Annotated in this window: 13 protein-coding genes; 5 read left to right on the forward strand and 8 right to left on the reverse strand. The window is 63.7% G+C overall.

Going from position 1 to position 19667, the window contains the following annotated elements:
- From ACFELO_RS05975 to ACFELO_RS05990, 4 genes are all read right to left on the reverse strand, one after another.
- Complete coding sequence (locus tag ACFELO_RS05975) at window positions 1-915, reverse strand: hypothetical protein (RefSeq protein ID WP_440959633.1); 915 nt, start codon at window positions 913-915, stop codon at window positions 1-3.
- A gap of 97 nt (window positions 916-1012) precedes the next feature.
- Entirely contained in the window at window positions 1013-1741 is a 729-nt protein-coding gene (locus ACFELO_RS05980) for a DsbA family protein (RefSeq protein ID WP_440959634.1), read from the reverse strand.
- 80 nt (window positions 1742-1821) lie between these two features.
- Window positions 1822-3246, reverse strand: a complete 1425-nt coding sequence (locus tag ACFELO_RS05985; RefSeq protein ID WP_440959635.1) for a M48 family metalloprotease — start codon at window positions 3244-3246, stop codon at window positions 1822-1824.
- Between the two features lie 123 nt (window positions 3247-3369).
- Window positions 3370-6057, reverse strand: a complete 2688-nt coding sequence (locus tag ACFELO_RS05990; RefSeq protein WP_440959636.1) for a ribonuclease E/G — start codon at window positions 6055-6057, stop codon at window positions 3370-3372.
- A 534-nt stretch (window positions 6058-6591) separates the two neighbouring features.
- Here ACFELO_RS05990 and ACFELO_RS05995 point away from each other — a divergent pair.
- From ACFELO_RS05995 to prfB, 3 genes are all read left to right on the forward strand, one after another.
- A complete protein-coding gene (locus ACFELO_RS05995; protein WP_440959637.1) occupies window positions 6592-7803 on the forward strand; it encodes an N-acetylmuramoyl-L-alanine amidase in 1212 nt (403 codons plus the stop codon).
- Between the two features lie 119 nt (window positions 7804-7922).
- Window positions 7923-10451 carry a penicillin-binding protein 1A gene (locus ACFELO_RS06000; RefSeq protein ID WP_440959638.1) on the forward strand — a complete coding sequence of 843 codons (2529 nt, stop codon included), beginning with the start codon at window positions 7923-7925 and terminating at the stop codon, window positions 10449-10451.
- Window positions 10452-10564: 113 nt separating this feature from the next.
- A protein-coding gene (gene prfB / locus ACFELO_RS06005) for a peptide chain release factor 2 (RefSeq protein ID WP_440959639.1) occupies window positions 10565-11678 on the forward strand; the annotation gives its coding sequence in 2 pieces (ribosomal slippage) (window positions 10565-10633 and window positions 10635-11678; 1113 coding nt in all).
- 75 nt (window positions 11679-11753) lie between these two features.
- Here the strand turns inward: prfB and ACFELO_RS06010 are convergent.
- The 4 genes from ACFELO_RS06010 to bcp all read right to left on the reverse strand — a co-directional run bounded on the left by ACFELO_RS06010 (window position 11754) and on the right by bcp (window position 15003).
- On the reverse strand, window positions 11754-12236 hold the full coding sequence (locus tag ACFELO_RS06010; RefSeq protein WP_440959640.1) for a bactofilin family protein: 483 nt from the start codon (window positions 12234-12236) through the stop codon (window positions 11754-11756).
- Window positions 12237-12303: 67 nt separating this feature from the next.
- A complete protein-coding gene (locus ACFELO_RS06015; protein ID WP_440959641.1) occupies window positions 12304-13542 on the reverse strand; it encodes a M23 family metallopeptidase in 1239 nt (412 codons plus the stop codon).
- A 154-nt stretch (window positions 13543-13696) separates the two neighbouring features.
- Window positions 13697-14536, reverse strand: a complete 840-nt coding sequence (locus ACFELO_RS06020; RefSeq protein ID WP_440959642.1) for a ferritin-like domain-containing protein — start codon at window positions 14534-14536, stop codon at window positions 13697-13699.
- Window positions 14536-15003 (reverse strand): thioredoxin-dependent thiol peroxidase, encoded by a 468-nt coding sequence (bcp, locus tag ACFELO_RS06025; protein ID WP_440959643.1) that lies wholly within the window; start codon window positions 15001-15003, stop codon window positions 14536-14538. The genes ACFELO_RS06020 and bcp overlap by 1 nt, the downstream gene beginning before the upstream one ends.
- A 91-nt stretch (window positions 15004-15094) precedes the next feature.
- On the opposite strand from bcp, the gene ACFELO_RS06030 reads away from it, so the two are divergent.
- Window positions 15095-18544: a YhdP family protein gene (locus tag ACFELO_RS06030; RefSeq protein WP_440959644.1), complete on the forward strand. Its 3450-nt coding sequence runs from the start codon at window positions 15095-15097 to the stop codon at window positions 18542-18544.
- A complete protein-coding gene (locus ACFELO_RS06035; protein ID WP_440959645.1) occupies window positions 18541-19650 on the forward strand; it encodes an anhydro-N-acetylmuramic acid kinase in 1110 nt (369 codons plus the stop codon). Before ACFELO_RS06030 ends, ACFELO_RS06035 begins: the two co-directional genes overlap by 4 nt.
- The last annotated feature ends 17 nt before the right edge of the window (window positions 19651-19667 follow it).

A 19667-nucleotide genomic window follows, 5' to 3' on the forward strand; every position in this document is an offset into this window, starting at 1 on the left:
CTAGGACGCGCTGGAGCGGCGCAGGGCCTCGGCGCCGACCGGCAGATCATCCAGAACATCACCGCAGACCGGACGCGCCACGCGTTCGCCGCGCATCATCAGGCTGTGCTCATACTCGCGCAGGGCCGTGCCGCCCAGGCAGGGCAGGACATGGGTGATCTCGATCATGTCCCGCTCGGCCATTCCGCGCATGACCGCGGCGGCGAGGGCGTCGCTGACCAGCGCATTGACCTGCCAGGCGCGCTCGGCGCCCGACCAGGCCCCATAAGCGCGGCCTGACGGGCCGACCATCAGCTCATTATCGGTTTCGCGCATACGGATCGGGATGAGCGGGAACCATTCAGGCCCGTTATAGGGCGGGTAGGTGGTGTCCCAGCGGGCGCCGACGCTGAACCAGGGGCTGTCATAGAAGAAGGGCAGGATATTCAGCACGCCATAGACGCGGCCATCGGCCCAGCCTGCTTCTTCCACGCCGGGCCAATAGGCCTCGCGGCGGGCGGCGACGGGTTCATCCATGATGATCCGTCCGGTCAGACGGTCAGTGATCCAGACCCGGCCCAGAAGGGCGGCGTCCATATGGGAGCCGAAATCCGGCCCGTCCACATGATCAAAGTCCAGCGAGATGACATAGCGCGCCTGATCGCGGTGGGGCGCAGCGAGACCGGCCTGTTCGAGCGCGGCCTCGAACCGGGGACGCAAAATGGTGCGATTGGGTTCAGGCAGGAACCAGGAGAATTGCGAGGTCCCGGTGACCGGGCCAAGCGCCATCTGGTGATAGAAGGGGCTGGCGGCGTCGACATGGACGCTTTGGGTGATCAGCGGTTGCGGGGACTGGCGCGCAGAAACAGCGTCGACATTGGCGCAGGCGGTCAGTGAAAGCGCTGCAGCGGCAGCAAGCAACAGTCTCGATTGCATGGTCATCCCCTCAAAATCGCGGGGATGATTCACTATAAGCGGGAAACAAGCTGTAAACGGCGCCGGGATTTATACCCGGCGCCGTTTCAGAGTGTGCTTAACGTGACAGCGCTTCGGTCACAGCCCGGTTCAGGCCCTCGATATCAGCGCCCGGGATGACGGTGTCGCCCACGATGAAGAAGGGCGTGCCGGTGATGCCGATGGACTGGGCCAGCTGGCGAACTTCGGCGAGCTGGCGGGTGATGTCTTCTGATTCCATTTCCGCACGCATGGCGGCGACGTCCACGCCCGCCGTGACGGCGAAGGCATCAATGCGGTCGTCGGGCAGGGGGCCGCTGGCGTTCATGACAGCGTTGTGGAACGCCTCATAGCTGTCCGGGGCAATGCGCCAGACAGCCAGAGAGGCGCGAGCCGCATTGGTGGATTGTTCGCCGCGGATCGGGAATTCCTTGAACACAAAGCGCACCTGGTCGCCATGCGCTTCAAGGGTCTCCTGGATCCATTCATTGGCGACGGTGCAATACGGGCAGCGATAGTCAAAGAATTCCACCACGGTCACGACCGGGGCCTCGGCGCCCACAGACGGGTCGCGGGAATCGCCGAACAGCTGGTCTTCGCTGGAGGTGACGGCGCCCATCATGGCGTCCTGCTCGCGCTGACGGGCGCGACGCTGCAGTTCGATCAGCGCTTCCTCGATGATCTCGGGGTTCTGCAGGATGTAGTCACGCACGATCTGTTCGATCTCCGCGCGGTTGGCCGGTTCTTGCGCCGGGGCGCAGGCGGTCATGCCCAGGGTGACGGCGAGGGCGAGCAGCAAGGTGCGCATGAAAACTCCAGTCAGAAATCAGATAAGCGTCGACACCGCGTTTAGCGCGTTTGATGCAGCGGGCACAATCACAAGCGCGTTCAGGGCTGCAACAGCGACTGCCGGTCCAGGCTCTGGAAGTTCGGGCGGCGCTCGCGTTCACGCCGGTTCCATTCGCGCATCTCGCGCGTATCGGGCCGGGTGACCGCCAGGATTTCGGTGGCGCGAACCCAGGCTTCCGTCCCGCGTTCGAGCTCTTCCTGGGCGCGTGTGGCGAAGATATGCGCCTGCATCTGGTCGCCGACCGCATAGGCGCGTTCCGCTGTCGCCAGCTCCGCCTCTGCAATCTCGCCCAGTTGCTGGTGAGCGAGGGAGCGTTGATACCAGGCGTAGGGGTTCTGGGGTTCGCTGACGAGCGCGATCCGAAGCTGGCTCAGCGCTTCGCGGGCATTCGCCTCTTCATTGGTGGCGATCAGCGCCGAGGCGTAGCCAATGCGCAGAAGCGGCGCATCGGGCAGGATTTCAACCGCCCGCAGATAAGGCTCGATGGAGCGCTCGATAAAGCCGCTCTCATAGAGCATCTGGCCCTTCAGCTCGAAGAAGAAGGGGTTCTCCGGCTCCATCTCGAGCAATTCATTGACGGCGCTCTCGGCCTCATCGGTCAGGCCCTGCTTGTAGAACGCCACTGCACGGGCATAGCGCGCCGGGATCGAGGTGTCGGTTTCAGGGTAGCGTGCGAAAGTCTGCGCGGGCGGCGCCATGAAGCCGATGATCTTGGCCTGAAGCCGTTGCAGCTCGGCGATTTCTTCTTCGGTATCGGTGACGTCTGCATAGGGAGACGCTTCCACATTCCGGCGCAGCGCCGCCACCCGGTCCGCAGACAGCGGGTGAGAGCGGAAATATTCCCAGCGGCGCTGGAAGGAGATTCGTTCCTGATAGGCGAGGCGCTCGAAGGTCGCCACGAGCCCCCGACCCGATTGCTCGGTCTCGGTCAGAAAGCGCACGGCGGCCTGGTCGGCGGAGGCTTCCTGGGACCGGGTATAGGTCAGCATGTTCAGCTGACCGAATTGCGGAGCGGACGCCATGATCGCCGCGCCAGCGTCCGGCGCGCCGGCGAGCGCTGCGATCAGGCCCACGCCCAGAGAGGCGGCCATGGTGGCGATGCCGGCCCGGCTGGCTTCGCCGCGCCGGATGATGTGGGCGCCTTCGATGTGGCCGATTTCGTGTGCAATCACACCTTTGATTTCATTCGGACTTTCAGCGCGGATAATCGTCCCGGTGTTCAGGAAGATGTTCTGGCCGCCCGTGACGAAGGCGTTAAATTCCATGTCGCCGACAAGATAGAAATCAACCGCGCTGACATCGAGACCCGCGGCCACCAGCAGCGGATCTGTGTACTCGCGCATGGCGAGCTCGGTCTCGGTATCCCGGATCAGCCCCTGACCGTGTGCGCTGGCGAGACCGGCCAGAGCCAGACCTGCCGCCGCCGCCAGATGGGCGATGCCGCTCCGCATGGATTTGAGCATTCAGAACGCCTTCCTCAGTGTCAGCCGACCCAGCCAGAAGCAAAGTCTATCGCCTTGCAGGGTGACACGCCAGAGAAGGTGAAAACGGCGCCGGAAGTGTGACATCCGGCGCCGTTTGTTTGCCTAGCTCAGGCCGAGAAATTTGGAGGATTTTTGCCACCAGCCGCGTTTGGCGGGGCGGGCCTCCTGGGAATCACCCTCGTCAGATGCGCTCTGCGCTTCCTCGGGGGCGGTTTCAGCCTTGGGTTCTGGGGCCGGTTCGGCCTTGGCGTCTTGCTTGTCCAGCTCAGCCTTGGCCTCCTTAACGCTCAGCTCGGCAGGCGCGCTGGCCTGTTCCATGGCTTCACGTGCGGCGACATCGGTATTTTCCGGCTCGGCCTTCTTGCGGCGCGTGCGACGCTTGGGCTTTGCGGCGTCCGCTTCGGCCGCGTCCTCTTTGGGCGCTTCGCTTTCAGCGGCGACCTCGGTGTCTGGCTCGACCTTCTTGCGACGCGTACGGCGCTTGGGCTTGGCCGGAGCCTCGTCTTCGGCCGCTGCCGGTTCAGCTTCGGCTTCAGGCGCTGAGGCTTCATCGGCTTGCGCCGTCTCGTCCGCCGGTTTGGCGCGGGTGCGACGACGACGTTTCGGCTTTGCGGGCGCTTCCTCTTCAGACGTCGCAGCGTCTTCAGAGGCGCTCAGCTCTTGCGCAGACTCATCGCCGGGCTCTTCAGAGGCGGCTGCCTCTTCCGTCGCCGTTTCGACGCGATCAGCGGGTTTGCGGCGACGACGGCTGGGGCGCTTGCGACGCGGGGCCGCTTCTTCCTCGCCGTCCTTGGCGCCGAAGGGCTCGGACTCAGACGGTTCGATCACCTGAAGACCGGCGACTTCCTCGTCGGAGCCGGCATCAGAGGCGTCAGCCCGGGGTTCGTCGTCAGCGCTCTCGAGTGCGGCCTCGGCGTCGTCCTGCGAACCGGCTTCATCATTGCGCTTGCGGCGATTGCGACCACCGCGGCGACCGCGACGACGGCGCTTCTTGGAGCCATCGTCATTGGTCTCTTCAGACGCGGACCGGGCCGGGCGGGCTTCGCGCTCGGTCGCTTCGTCCTCGTCCTCGATCTCGTCGACGTCATCATCCACATCGATTTCGACCGCGTCAGCACTGGTGAGCGGCGTCTCCGCGCGTGCGGCTTCCGCCACGGCGCGGGCCTGTTCCCGGCGGCTTTCCAGACGCTCGAGCTGGCAATCGGGACGGATCAGGCTGTCATCGGCATCCACCGTGACGCTCATTTCATAGCGCGCCTCGATGGCGGTGAGGTGATCACGCTTTTCATTGAGGATGTAGAGCGCGACTTCCGGCGAACAGCGCAGGCGCGCCTTGGCGGTGCGGCCGCGAACGCCTTCCTCTTCCAGCGTGCGCAGAGCCACGAGCGCGCTCGATTCGATCGAGCGGATATGGCCCGAGCCCTGGCAATGCGGGCACGTGTCCGAAGAGCCTTCCACCAGCGAGGTGCGGCGACGCTGGCGGCTCATTTCCATCAGGCCGAACTGGGAAATGCGGCCCACCTGCAGGCGGGCGCGGTCGCGCTTGAGCGAATCCTTCATCTTCTTCTCGACGGCGCGAACATTCTTGTTCTCGTCCATATCGATGAAGTCGATGACCAGAAGGCCGGCGAGGTCGCGCAGACGCATCTGGCGCGCCGCTTCTTCAGCGGCTTCCATGTTCGTCTTGAGCGCCGTCTGCTCGATATTGCGTTCCTTGGTCGCCTTGCCCGAGTTCACGTCGATGGAAACGAGCGCTTCGGTCGGGTTGATGACGATGTAGCCGCCGGATTTGAGCTGCGCGATGGGCGAGTGGATCGCCTCGAGCTGGCTTTCCACCTGATGGCGCAGGAAGAGCGGGGTGGCGTCGCGGTAGTGCTGGACCTTCTTGGCGTGGCTGGGCATCAGCATGCGCATGAAGGCCTTGGCCTCCTTGTACGCGTCCTCACCCTCGACCAGCACCTCGTCGATCTCCTTGTCATAGAGATCGCGGATCACGCGTTTGACGAGATTGCCTTCCTCATAGATCAGCTTGGGTGCGCTTGATTCCAGCGTCGTCGTGCGGATCGTCTCCCACAGGCGGATCAGATAGTCGTAATCGCGTTTGATCTCGACTTTGGTACGCGCAGCGCCCGCAGTACGGATGATCAGGCCCATGCCCTGGGGCACGGCCAGCTCGGACACGGCTGATTTCAGGCGCTTGCGGTCAGACGCATTGGTGATCTTGCGCGAAATGCCGCCGCCGCGAGCGGTGTTCGGCATCAGCACGCAATAGCGGCCGGCGAGCGACAGATAGGTGGTCAGGGCGGCGCCCTTGTTGCCGCGCTCTTCCTTGGCGACCTGCACCAGCAGCACCTGACGGCGCTTGATCACTTCCTGGATCTTGTATTTGCGCAGGAAAGAGCGGCGACGGCGCGCCGCTTCGTCGATCAGATCGTCCTCATCGGGCGCGGGGGCGTCTTCACCGTCTTCATCGGTGTTGGCGTCTTCGCCCAGATCCGCTGCGACTTCGGCTTCCGCCTCGCGCAGGGCGGCGCGATCCTCATGCGGGATCTGATAGTAATCGGGGTGGATCTCGTTGAAGGCGAGAAAGCCGTGCTTGTTGCCGCCATATTCCACGAAGGCCGCCTGAAGCGAGGGCTCTACGCGTGTAACCTTGGCGAGGTAGATGTTGCCGCGAATGGGCTTCTTGGAAGCCGACTCGAAATCGAATTCCTCAACCCGATTGTTGTCGACAATCACCACCCGGGTCTCTTCCGGGTGGGCGGCGTCGATCAGCATTTTGCGTGACATTAAAAAACGCTCCATACCGCACGCCGAGAGCCGCTCTCGACAAGGAGGCGGCGTCAGACATGCAGCGATTGTGGATGGAACGCGCTCGGCGGCGATCTGTTCTTAATAAAGATGATCTCGCGGCGGGAGCGCGCATCATGGGTCTGTCCTTAACCGGGCAGGGGCGGTTCTGATTCGAACTGTCACCCATGCGCCAGCTGTTCTGGCTTGTGGCGCCGGCGGCGGGCGTGAGCCCTCCCGCGTCGTCCAGAAATCTGTTTGGTCTGAAGATTTGCGCCGGAGCGCGGATCTTCAAGGGTCTTCGGTGCAGGCGGCGCGCGGACGCGTCCGTTCCTGACTGTCGAACATAATCACATTGCACGAGAATGTCGCCAATGAAAAGCGAGCTTCGCCGTGTTAGAGTCTCGTAAAGGACTCGCTAACCGAATCTCAAGGCGTGTCGTATTATGTTGTCGCAGACTGGAGTTTTGCGCGCTCTGAAATGACGCAAAACCCGCTTGGGACCTCGGGATGGTGGTGGTCATGATGCGATTGATGGCGAATGTTGTCGCTTGCGCCCTGGCGTTGACCTCAGGGTCGGCGTTCGCGTCCGACATAACCAAAGTCCGCTTTGGCGCCTATGAAACGCATACCCGCATCGTCATCGAGAGCGAAACGCCGCTTGATTCCCGCGCCTTTACGCTGGCCGAACCTGTCTCCCGTCTGGTGGTCTCCTTTGACCAGGCCGGTTGGGATGTGCCCGAGCTGCCGAACCGTCAGGGGCAGGGCGATGGGCTGGTCGGACGCTTCCAGTTTGACGGGCAGGCGGGCGCGCCGCGCCTGGTGTTCGCGCTGAACGAGCCGTCTACGGTTGATCATCATTTCTCTCTGGATCCGGACGGCGGCGGCTATCGCACGGTCGTGGACCTCATTCCGGTGGGTTCAAGCACTTTCCAGCAAGTGTCGGGCTTCCCGTCCGAGACGACCAATATGGCGCAGTTTCTTGTGGAAAACGCAGTGGTCTCCGCGGCGCCGCCGGCTTGTGAGGCCGTGCGCGTGGTGATCGACCCTGGCCATGGCGGACGTGATCCGGGCGCTCTGGCGCGCTTTGGTGGCGGCGACGAGGCGGATGTGAACCTCGCGGCGGGCCTTGTGCTGCGCGATATTCTGAACGCGACCGGCCGTTATGAAGTCATCATGACGCGGGATCGCGATGTGTTTGTGGACCTGTATGACCGGGTCGAGATCGCGCGTCAGGCGGAAGCAGACCTGTTTATCTCGTTGCATGCCGACTCGGCGGGCTCATCTTCTACGCCTGAAGGGGCGACGGTGTACTCCATGAACCACCGCGCCGTTGACCGGGCGCGCTCGCGCGCCATCAGCCAGGGCGACTGGGTGGATTCCAACCGTCCTGAAGAGGTCTCGCGTATCCTTGTTGAAATGTCGCTGACCAACAAGGAAAGCCAGTCTGAACGCTTCGCTGACGCCCTGCGCACCGAAGTGGGACGGGTGAACCCCTTGTTCCGGGATACGGCGATGCGCGCGAACTTTGCCGTCCTCATTGATGCGGAAGTGCCTGCGGTGCTGTTCGAGATGGGCTTTCTGACGAACCGCAATGACGCCAATCGTCTGAACAGCGCGACAGACCGGCGTCGTCTGATGCAGTCTGCCGCCGCAGCGATCGATGCGCATTTCGCCCATTGTCAGGGCGGCGAGGGCGAGCGTTACATTGCCCAGAACAACACGTCCGCCTCCAGCACCCGCTGATCTGGCCTCTTATCTGCATAGACCATTGGGTTGACGGCCAACCCACGCCATAATAGCGCCATCTGCGGGCGTAATAAGGCGTGGGCGGGCAGGCCTTGCGCGCCGTCTAAGAGGGCAAGATGAAGCTGTTGAGTTGGAAAAACGCGTTGCGCGCGCTGATTTGGGGCGTGAGCGCGGCGGTGGTGCTGGGCGTGATCGGCGTCATTGCAGGCGCGGTCTATGTGGTCCGGGTCACCGATGACCTTCCCGATTACCAGCAGCTGGCGGAATACGAACCGCCGATCATGAGCCGGGTTCATGCGGGCGATGGCCGTCTGATCCAGGAATACGCGATCGAGCACCGCGTCTTTGTCCCGATCGAGAACATCCCGCCGCTGGTGATCGACGCCTATCTGTCGGCCGAGGACAAGAATTTCTACAATCACGGCGGCGTGGATTATCTGGGCATGGTCCGGGGCGGCATTCGCTCGATCATTTCCCGGATCCGCAATCCCAACGCAGCGCTTCAGTCTGGCTCCACCATCACCCAGCAGGTGGCCAAGAACTTCCTGTTCAGCTCTGACCAGCGCATTGATCGCAAGATCCGCGAAATCGTCATCGCGCGCCGCATGGAGCGCGCCTTCACCAAGGACCAGATCCTCGAGCTCTATCTCAACGAGATATATCTGGGGAACCGCGCCTATGGCATTGCGGCTGCGGCGCTGAATTATTTCGACAAGTCGCTGGACGAGCTGGAACTGCATGAAGCGGCCTATCTGGCCGCTCTGCCCAAAGGGCCCAGCAATTACCACCCCACTCGCAACACCGAAGAAGCCATCGGGCGTCGCAACTGGGTGATCTCGCGCATGATCGCTAATGGCGTGGTCAGCCGTGAGGCTGGCGAGGCGGCGATGGAAATGCCGCTCGAAACCACCGAGCGTCTGGACGGCGACGAGTATCTGGCGGCTGAGTATTTCGTCGAGCAGGTGCGTCGCGAGGTCTTCAACCGCTACGGTCAGGATCAGCTGTATGAAGGCGGTCTGTCGATCCGCACCACGCTGGACACCCGGATGCAGCTTGCAGCCCGTCAGGCCCTGCGCAACGGCCTTGAGGACTATGACCGGCGTCACGGCTATCGCGGTCCTGTCACGACGCTCGAGAATTTCGACGCCTGGCCGGATCAGCTGTCCGAGATCGAGCCGCCTGCGGATATGGATGAGGGCTGGCGTCTGGCGGTTGTGCTGGAGCTGACGGATTCAGACGCCATGATCGGCTTTGCAGATCGTAGCCGGGGCCGCATCCCGCTCTACGCCCTGGCCTGGGCGCGCGAACCGCGTCGGGATGAGAACGGCTTCCCGCGCACGGGCGGCGCGATCAATCGGCCGTCCGACGCGCTGGAGCTTGGTGATGTGGTGATCGTTGAGGATCTCGTCGCCGAGGATGCTCCCGAGCAAACGGTCGAGGATGATCACTATGGCCTGCGTCAGCTGCCGGCGGTGAATGGCGGCATCGTGGCGATTGACCCGTTCACCGGACGGGTCCTGGCCATGGTCGGCGGCTATTCCTTCCAGCACAGCCAGTTCAACCGCGCGGTTCAGGCGCGTCGTCAGCCGGGCTCCTCCTTCAAGCCCTTCGTCTATGCGGCTGCGTTGGAAAACGGCTACACGCCCGTCTCCATCATTCTGGACGCGCCGTTTGTGGCGTCCGGCGATGCGGAGATGCGGTTCTATCGTCCGCAGAACTATTCGGAAGTCTTCTACGGGCCCTCGACCCTGCGTCGCGGGCTGGAGCTGTCGCGGAACGTCATGACCGTGCGTCTGGCGCAGGATATGGGCATGGCGCCGATCGTGGATATTGGCGAGCGCACCGGCATCTATGATGACCTGCAACCGACCCTCGCCATGTCGCTGGGGGCGGGGGAGACCACCCTGATGCGGCTGATTGGCGCCTATGGCGCGCTGGTCAATGGCGGCCGTCTGATCGAGCCGGCCCTGATTGACCGGGTCCAGGACCGTTCGGGCGACACCATCTACATCCATGACGAGCGTGAGTGCGTCGGGTGCGCCGTTCCGGGCGGTTATGATCCGTCCCTGCATGAGCCGCGCCTGCCCGAGCTTGGCGAACAGGTCATCGACCCTGTGACCTCCTATCAGATCGTGCACATGCTTGAAGGCGCGGTGGAGCGCGGCACTGCGACGGCGCTGCGCTCTCTGGGGCGTCCGCTGGGCGGCAAGACCGGCACCACCAACGACTTCCATGACGCCTGGTTCGTGGGCTTCAGCCCGGACCTGGTCGTGGGCGTCTATGTGGGCTTTGACAATCCGCGTCCTCTGGGCTCGGGCGAGGCGGGCGGCCGTGTGGCGGCGCCTGTGGCGGCTGAATTCCTGGGCACGGCGCTTGAGACCTATTCCGTCGCTCCTTTCCGGGTGCCGGACGGGGTGAGCCTGGCGCCGATTGATCGCGAGACCGGCGAACCGGGCGTGATCGGTCGCCCCGGCGTGATCCTTGAGGCGTTCAAGCCGGGCACCGAGCCGCAACGCGGCCAGAGTGCAGCGGAAGAAACCCTCAGCTTTGGCGCCAATGCCTTGGGGATTGATTTCTCCGATGGCAACCAGCCCGATACGCCCGATGATGAAGAGGAAGAGGATGCACTGGGCGGGCTTTACTAGCCTTTTGCATCTGCGCTTCCGAACCTAACAGGCGCAGTCCCTTGTCCGGGGGCTGCGCCTCGTTTATCGACCCCTTCCAGAAATGTCCTTCCCAGACCATCAGGAGATCCGCCATGCGCGCCGAGATCGCTGAACTCAAAGACGCCATCGAACAGTCCACCGCCTTGCTACGGAGGCGTCTTTGACTGGCCTACGGCCGAGAAAAGACTGGATGAACTGAACGCCAAGGCGGAAGACCCCACGCTGTGGGACCGGCCGACCGAGGCCCAGGCGCTCATGCGGGAGCGCAACCGCCTTGATCAGTCCATGACCGAGGTGAAGGAGATCGATGCGGATCTCGCCGACACCCTCGAGCTTGCTGAAATGGCGGAGATGGAGGGCGATGACGACCTCTATCAGGACGCGACCGAGGCCCTGAAAGGGCTCCGCGCGCGCGCGGGCAAGGCCGAGCTGCAGGCGCTTCTGTCCGGGGAAGCGGATGGCAATGACAGCTATCTGGAGATTCACCCGGGCGCGGGCGGCACCGAGGCGCAGGACTGGGCCTCCATGCTGGCGCGCATGTACACCCGCTGGGCCGAGAAATCGGGCTACAAGGTCGAGGTGATCGAAGCGCAGGCGGGCGAAGAGGCCGGGCTGAAATCCATCACCATTCTGGTGAAAGGCGAGAACGCCTATGGCTGGCTGAAGACCGAAGCCGGCGTGCACCGTCTGGTGCGGATTTCGCCTTATGACAGCTCGGGGCGCCGCCATACAAGCTTCGCCTCGGTCTGGACCTATCCGCTGGTGGATGACGCCATTGAGATCGAGATCGAGGACAAGGATGTCCGCACCGACACCTATCGCGCCTCAGGCGCGGGTGGTCAGCACATCAACAAGACCGATTCCGCCGTCCGACTGACCCACGAGCCGACCGGCATCGTCGTGGCCTGTCAGACCGATCGCTCCCAGCACAAGAACCGGGCGAACGCCTGGACCATGCTGCGCGCCCGTCTGTACGAGCTTGAGCTGCAAAAGCGCGAGGAAGCGGCGCAAGCCGATGCGGATTCCAAGACCGATATCGGCTGGGGCCACCAGATCCGCTCTTACGTCCTGCAGCCCTATCAGATGGTCAAGGATCTGCGCACCCAGGTGGAGACGTCCGACACCCAGGGCGTGCTCGATGGTGATCTGGATGACTTCATGGCTGCGGCTCTGGCGCAGCGTGTGGGCAAGACCGACGAGGACTGAGGCTCCGTTCACCTCAGGAAATGAAAAGGGCCGGTGCATCGCACCGGCCCTTTTGCATTCAGTCTGTCACAAGTCTCAGGACTTCGACGTGAAGGGGTCGTTGGCGACCGCCTTGTCAGAGCTTGCAGCAGCGGCCGCCGGCGGCGGCGTGGTGGAGGACGCTGAAGACGAGCTCGTCGGGGCTGCGCTCTGAGCTGCCGGTTTCGCAGCAGCGGGCGAGGGTTTTGCGTCCGACAGCGGGTCGGAGGAGCGTTTGCACAGGCCGTCGAAATACGCGCCGCTCTCGATAGCGAGGGTCGCGTGGATGACGTCGCCTTCAACGCGTGCGGTCGAGGACAGCTGAACCTGACGGGCGCGAACGGAGCCGTTCACACGACCGCGGATCACCACGTTCTCGGCGACCACTTCGCCCTTGATGGAGGCTTCCTCGCCAATGGTCAGGTCGGTGGCGCGAACATCGCCTTCAACTGTGCCGTCCAGCTGCACTTCGCCATCAGAGACGATGGAGCCGATGATCTTCAGATCGGAGCTCAGGATGGAAGGGGCTTTGGCTTTCATGGCGGACCTCTTGGTCGGAGCAGGAGCGGCGGCGGCTGCAGGGTTGTCGCTGGGGGGCGTATCTTTTTTAGTGAACATAGCGTCCGGCTCTTATGTAGTCTTCGGGGTCAATGTGCTCGCCGCGGAACCAGATTTCATAGTGGAGGTGCGTTCCGGTTGAACGGCCGGTCGACCCCATCCCCCCCAGTCTTTGTCCCAGCTCCACTTCATCGCCGCGGCGCACGTCGATGGAATGAAGATGGCCATATCGCGTGCGGAACCCGTAGCCGTGATCCACTTCGACCGTACGACCATACCCGGCTCGCCAGCCCGCGTAAACGACCCGACCTGAAGCCGGTGCAACAATAGGCGCATTGCGGAAGGCGGCGAAGTCCTTGCCGGCATGCATGGCAAGGCGACGGGTGAACGGATCGATCCGGGCGCCATACCGCGAAGTTTCGCGGAAAGGCCCGTCAATCGGCAGTCCCAGCGGCGTTGCATTGAGCAGCGCCTCGACCTGCTCGCTCTCCACAAGCCGGTTGGCGATGCGGGCGACGCGAGCATTGAACGGGTCTTCGAGATTGAGCGCATCACTGAAGAGCGGCGCCTGATCCAGACTGATCAGCGGGCCGCCGGTGCCGCCGTCTTCACTTTCCAGCGGACCTTCCTGCATGGCCTCGTCAACGCGCATGCCGGTCAGACGCAGCACGGCGCGCAGATTTTCCAGCCGACGCTCGGCCGCGTTCTCGGCCTCTGCAAGAGCGGCTTCCTGATCTGCGAGCAGGGCGGCGACACGTTCTTCGGCGAGGCCGTCAAAGGCTTCCTCGCCAACCGGATCCAGCAGCGCCTGGCGCGGATCAGGGTCGGCCGGAGAGGCGGCCATGAGAATGCGGCCTTCATCAAGGCTGGGGCTCTCGCGCTCTTCACCCACAGACAGGTCGTCGGCGAAATCGAGCAGGCGACGCAGGGTGTCATGGCGCATCTGGAATTCGCCCGCCGTGCGGTCGAAGGCATCCGTGCGCGATTCCATATAGGCGATGGCGGCGGCCTCTGCGGCGCGCGCTTCATCAACCTCATTGCGGTATTCCGCTTCGATTTCAGCAAATTGTTGCTTGGTGCGATGATCCGCGCGCCCGTCCAGCAGCATGCCGACCGTGGTCAGCGACAGCCAGACGGCAAGCAGACACACGCCACCGATAGCCGAGAGCTGCATCTCGGTCGTTATAGCGAAGTATCGCACCTGACCTTCGGTCCGGTGATAGATCTGCCGATCAGGGAAGCGCTGTTTGATCTGCTCCCACGGCCCGGCCAGTAGTCGTTTCACCATCCGACTGCGTTGCCTCGCTATCCTCGCCCCTCGACGCGCTATCTGGCATGATAACGCATCGTTTATCAACTGATCCGTTGCAAGCCTCGTTCCGGTCCCTATGGGACAGGTCTGAATTTGTCCGGTGCGTTGGCGCGTCTTGCAAGCGCTGGTTTCATGAGAGCACGTCCGCCAAGGGCTCATAGAAGCATCCCGGCAGCCCCGCCGCAGTGCGTGCAGGCTCGTTGAAGGGGCGCTTGAGAGCGCCATGAAAGTAAGTCGAGACGAGGCGGTGGAAGCAGTGCTCGGCCGATTGCGTTTCATCGCGGCACACATGCTCGAACCAGCGCGCCCCTGCGGCGACATGGCCCACCTCTTCGTCGTAGATGACCTTGAGAATGGCGACGCTCGCCGCATCGCCCACCGATTGCAGCTTGTCGATCATCATCGGGGTGACGTCCAGGCCGCGCGCTTCCAGCACCAGAGGCGCTATCGCCAGTCGTGCGGCCAGATCGTCAGCTGTATTGCTGGCGGATTCCCATAATCCGTCATGGGCCGGCACATCGCCGTAATCGCCGCCCATCTCCTGCAGGCGACGCCGCACCAGGGTGAAGTGACGCGCCTCGTCATCCCCCACGCTGATCCAGTCCGACACGAAGGCCTGGCGCTGATCGTCCGCAATGCGCGGATCGCCGGCAAAGCGCGCCACCATGTCAAAATGCAGATCGATGGCGTTGAGTTCGATATGGGCCACGGCGTGCATCAGTGCGAAACGGCCCTCCGGATTGCCCAGTTTCCGCTTGGGCACCTGGGCGGGCGGCCTGAGTTCGGGACGGGGCGGTCGACCGGGGGCGTCCGGCGCGCAGGCGCGCGCGCCACGCTCCGGAGCCTGCAATCGGCCTGCGTTCCAGTCCTCAGCGACCGCATGGGCCAGCCGGACTTTGTCCGAAGGCTCTGGCGCCGCCACCACGCGGGCCGCCATTTCCATCACACAGGGCAGGGCCGTCTGTCGCATCAGGCTGCTTTCACCGCCTCAAGCACAGCGTCCACATGTCCCTTTACGCGCACTTTGCGCCAGACCTGCCGGATGACGCCATCCGGGCCGATGAGATAGGTGCAGCGCTCGATGCCCATATAGGTGCGGCCATACATGTTCTTCTCGACCCAGGCCCCGTAGGCCTCGATCACTTCGCCAGATTCGTCAGAGCCCAGGATGACCTTCAGCTCATGCTTGTCGCGAAACTTGTCGTGCTTGGCTACGGTGTCCTTGGACACGCCGATGACAACCGCACCTGCGGCGTCAAAGTCCCTGATCGCTTCGGAAAAGCCGATCGCCTGCGTTGTGCAGCCCGGGGTGTCATCCTTGGGATAGAAATACAGGACGACAGATTTGCCCTGCAGCTCACGTAATGACACCTGGCGGCCGCCATCTGCAGGAAGCGTGAAGTCAGGGGCCTTGTCGCCGGGCTTAAGCTCGCTCATGAGTGTTGTCCTTGATGATTTCCGAACCATTGGTGCGGAAGATTGTCATTTCGTCCCGCCGCGTCCAGTCGCGACCCGACTTTGAGTTCACATGCGCCGTATCGCCCGCCTGTCACTTCTGTACCTGCTTGAAGCGATTGCTGCGCTTCTGGCGCTGGCTGTGGTGGCGTTCGGCGCGGCGCTCTGGCGACTGGCGGAAGGCCCGGTGAATGCGGAGATGATCCGGCCGGTCGTCACCGAAGTGCTGCTGGACGCCGTTAAGGGCGATGCCGCGGCCATTGGTGATCTGGAGATCAGTTTCGATCCTGCCTACGCCGCGCTCGTGGTGACGGCCCGGGACGTCAGCATCTCGCGCGCCGATGGGGATGTGATCATTGCGTCTGACCAGATCGAGGCCGGAGTGGCCCTTGATCTTCTGATGACCGGACGCATAGCGCCGGTCAGCCTGGAAGCTAGTGGCGGCACGCTCTGGCTCTACCGTGACGCACTCGGACGGCTGACAGGCGGGCTGGGCGCGCTTGAAGACCGCTTCGGCGCATCCCGGCAGAGTGATGACGCCGTTCCGGATTTCGACATGAACCAGGCGAGCCGCGTCTTTGCGCGTCTGCTCCGGGTGGATGTGTCTGATGTCACCTTGCAGATGCGGGACGAGTATCACGACTGGACCGGCCTTTTCACAGGCATGGGCGGCGTGCTCGAGCTAACAGACGGCGCCTTGTCCCTCAGGGCTCAGGGCGGTCTCGTGACATCCGCAGGGCTCGCGCCGATCACCCTTGATGTGCAGTCGGGACGGTCGCTTGAGAGCGTGTTTGTCGAAGCGCGCCTGTCAGATCTCGTCCCTGCAGCGACGGCGCCAATGCAGGGACCGTTCACAGGGCTGGCCGCGCTCGATGCGCCCTTTGACATGCATCTCGTCTTTGACGCCTCCCGTGAGGCGGGCCTGCGACAGGCCAGCCTGCAGATGGAGGCGGACACCGGGGTGATCCGGTCCGGCGGACAGCAGACCGCTATTCGCACGGCGCGGATCGATGCGGCGCTTGATGTGGAGGCCGGACGTCTGGACCTTCATGATCTGAGCGTGGACTCCGATCTTCTGACCCTGTCGTTGAGCGGGGCTTTGCATGACTTCTCGACCTATGATGACGCCATTCCAGCCCGTGCGCTGTATGAGCTGACATCCGGGGCGGGGCGTCTTGATCTGAACGGTGTGTTTCCCGAACCCCTGCACTGGAATTCCGCTGATCTGGCGGGGCGTCTCGATATTGATGAGCGCCTGATCAGCTTTGAGACCCTGAACGCCGTCCTGCCTGCAGCGACTGCACGGTTCACCGGATCGCTGGCGATTGAGGACACCGACGCCGGATTGCGGCCCACAGTGAAGCTGAATGGCCCCGTCGAAGGCACGCTCAGCAAGGCGGATGTGCTGAACCATTGGCCGGTCGATTTCGCGCTTGGCGCCCGTGACTGGGTCCGTGACAGCATTCTGGACGGGCGGATCAATGGCGCCACGCTGGATCTCAACCTCCGCGCTGAGGCTCTGGCCGCCAAGGCGATTGAAGACGAGGATCTGACGCTCAGCTTCAATTTCACCGATGCGGACGTGCGCTATATGAGCACCATGACACCCCTGATGGGGCTGTCAGGAAACGCTGTGCTGCGCGGCAATTCGCTCTCTCTTGAAGGGGCGGGCGGCCGGATCGGCGATATCGAGGCGACCCGCATCTATGTCGACATCCCGCGTCTGAACCCCAAGGGCGCGATCGCCCGGTTCGGAGGCAGTGGCGTCGGTGATGTAGACGACATCCTGATGCTGGTCAGTGAGCCTCCACTTAATCTCGCCAGCGAGTACGGCTTCAGCCCCCAGTCCTTTGGCGGGCATGGGGCGCTGAGCTTTGAAATCCGTCGTCCCATGCTGCGCTCGGTCCCGGCGGAAGACCTGGGCTATGAGTTCTCCGGTGAGTTTGAGGATGTGTCCGGCCCGGCCGGGCCGCCCGGCATCGATCTTAGTGACGGGACTGTGGCGATTTCCGTGACGCCGGAGGGGCTGAATGCGGAAGGCGATGCGCGCATTGCGTCCGCTGATGCCCATATCGTGTGGTCGGAGACGTTTGGATTGGGCCCGGACGCAGACCCCACGCAGGTGCGGGTCAGCTCGGTCATGACCGCCCGGGAGCTCGATCAGATCGGTTTGCCGCTGCGCCGCTTCATGGATGGCGCCGTTGGCGTGGAAGCAGTGCTGACCGGACGCGGGCTCGAGTTTTCACAAGTGAGCCTGGATCTGGATCTGGACGACGCCGCCATCGCCCTGCCGGCCAATCTCTGGGACAAGCCATCCGGGGAGCCCGCAACCGCTGCCCTGTCGGCAAATATCTCCAACGAAGGTGCGATCCGCCTCGACCGGCTACAGCTGAACGGTGAGGGCGTGGTGCTGGATACCAGCGCCGAGCTGGCGGAGGACGGACGGCTGCTGTCCGCTGAGGCGGCGCGCGTCTTCATTCGCGACCGTATGGATCTGAGCGCCGAGATTTCACGTCCCGATGGTCCGGAGGGCGTTCTGGACATCGCCGTCAGCGGACCCTTCCTGGACGCCAGGGACCTGTTCGGCATGGCCGCCCCCTCCGGCGGCGGCGATTTGAACGCCGCGGTGAACTTTGAAGGCGTGCTGGGGCGTGTTCTGGTGCGTGATCAGGCGTTCACCAATGTGGGGCTGACGCTGAACACCCGTCCGGAGGGCGTTGCGCGCTTCGTGCTTGAGGCGGATGCGGCGGGTGGTCCCGTTATTGTCCGGTTCGAACCTGAAGAGGGCTCCGGCGTGCGTCGGCTTAGCGCCCTGGGGCCGGATGCGGGGCTGCTGCTGTCCGCCTTTGCCGGTTTTGACAACATTTATGGCGGCGCCCTGATGCTCAATGGCGTCGCGCCGCCGCTGGGCCAGCCGGGCGGTGTGAGCGGCGAGATCGAGGTTGAGAATTTCACCCTGAACCGCATGCCTTTGCTCGCGCGCATTCTGGCGGCCGGTTCGCTGGAAGGGCTGGGCGGTCTGTTGAGCGGTCAGGGCATCGGGTTTGAACGGCTGGAAAGTCAGTTCGTCTGGCAGGACGGCATTCTGGAAATGCGCGACTCTCGCGTCGCCGGTCCCTCGCTGGGCGCGACCTGGACGGGGCTTGTGGACTTCAGCGAAGAGCGGTTGACCGTGAACGGCACATTACTGCCGTCCTACGGCGTGAACTCCATTCTGGGTTCAGTGCCGGTTCTCGGCGAGCTGTTCACCTCGCGTCAGGGCGAGGGTGTGATCGGGGTGACCTTCTCTGTCAGCGGCCCCTTCAGTGAAACCCGGGTCACCGCCAATCCTCTGTCCGCGCTGGCCCCGGGCGTGTTCCGCCGCATCTTCGAAGGCACATCCGCCGAGCGCGAGCTTGATGCGCTGGAAGCCGAGCGCCGCGCCGAACAGGCCGAAGCCGCGCAGGAAGAGGAAGCGGAAGCGCCGGAGCCAACCGCCTCTGAACCCACACCCGAGACCGAGAGCCAACAGGATACGCCATGATCACGATCGGATTGATGAGCGGCACCTCGCTGGATGGCGTGGACGCTGTTCTGCTGGACACCGATGGCGAGACCATTTCCCGTTTCGGTCCGGGCTGCGAGACGGCGTTTGAGCCCCAGGAGCGTGCGGTGCTGAAAGCGGCGGTGGACGCGGCGCTGGTCTGGCGGTTCGAGGGCGAGGAGCCTGCGATTTTCCGGGATGCTGAGCGCGTGCTCACCGAGACCCATGCGCGGGCGGTGGAACGGGTCGCCGCAATGGCGAACCTTGCCGTCACCGATATTGAACTTGTGGGCTTTCACGGTCAGACGGTGGTCCATCACCCGCCCAAGGACGGGCGACACGGTCAGACCCGCCAGCTGGGGGAAGGGCAGGCGCTCGCGAACCGGCTGGGCGTTCCGGTCGCCTATGACTTTCGCACCACCGATATGGCGGCGGGCGGACAGGGCGCGCCCCTGGCGCCGATCTACCATCAGGTGCTGGCGCGCTGGGCGGGTCTCGAGCAGCCTCTGGGCGTTCTCAATATTGGCGGCGTCGCCAATCTCACGCTGATCCGATCGGATGGTCAGCTGGAAGCCTTTGATACCGGTCCCGGCAATGGCCTGATCGACGCCTGGGTTGAGGAGCGCACCGGCGAGCCCATGGATCGCGACGGCGCGCTGGCGTCTCAAGGTCGGGTTCTGGAAGCCGGGCTGGCGGAATTGCTGGCGCATCCGCATTTCGCGCTGGAAGGCCCCAAATCGCTCGATCGCTGGGACTTCTCGCTCGATGCTGCGCGCAATCTGAGTGTGGAGGATGGGGCCGCGACCCTGTCCCAATTCACCGCTGAAGCGATTGGGCTTGGGCTGAAGGCCTGCAGCGAGCGTCCCAAGCGGCTGATCGTGTGTGGCGGAGGCCGCAAGAATGCCGACCTTCTGCGCCGGATCAGCGCGGCGACGGGAATCTCCGTCTGCAATGCCGAGGCCGTGGGCTGGCGCGGGGATCTGATCGAGGCGGAGGCCTTTGCGGTGCTGGCGGCGCGCACAGAGCGCGGCTTGCCATTGAGCTATCCGGGTACAACCGGCGTTGCGGCGCCGCAAACCGGCGGCCGGCTCGTTCATCCCGCATAGAAAAAGCCCCGGCCAGC

The organism is Oceanicaulis sp. LC35 (assembly GCF_052055585.1).
Classification (GTDB): Bacteria; Pseudomonadota; Alphaproteobacteria; order Caulobacterales; family Maricaulaceae; genus Oceanicaulis.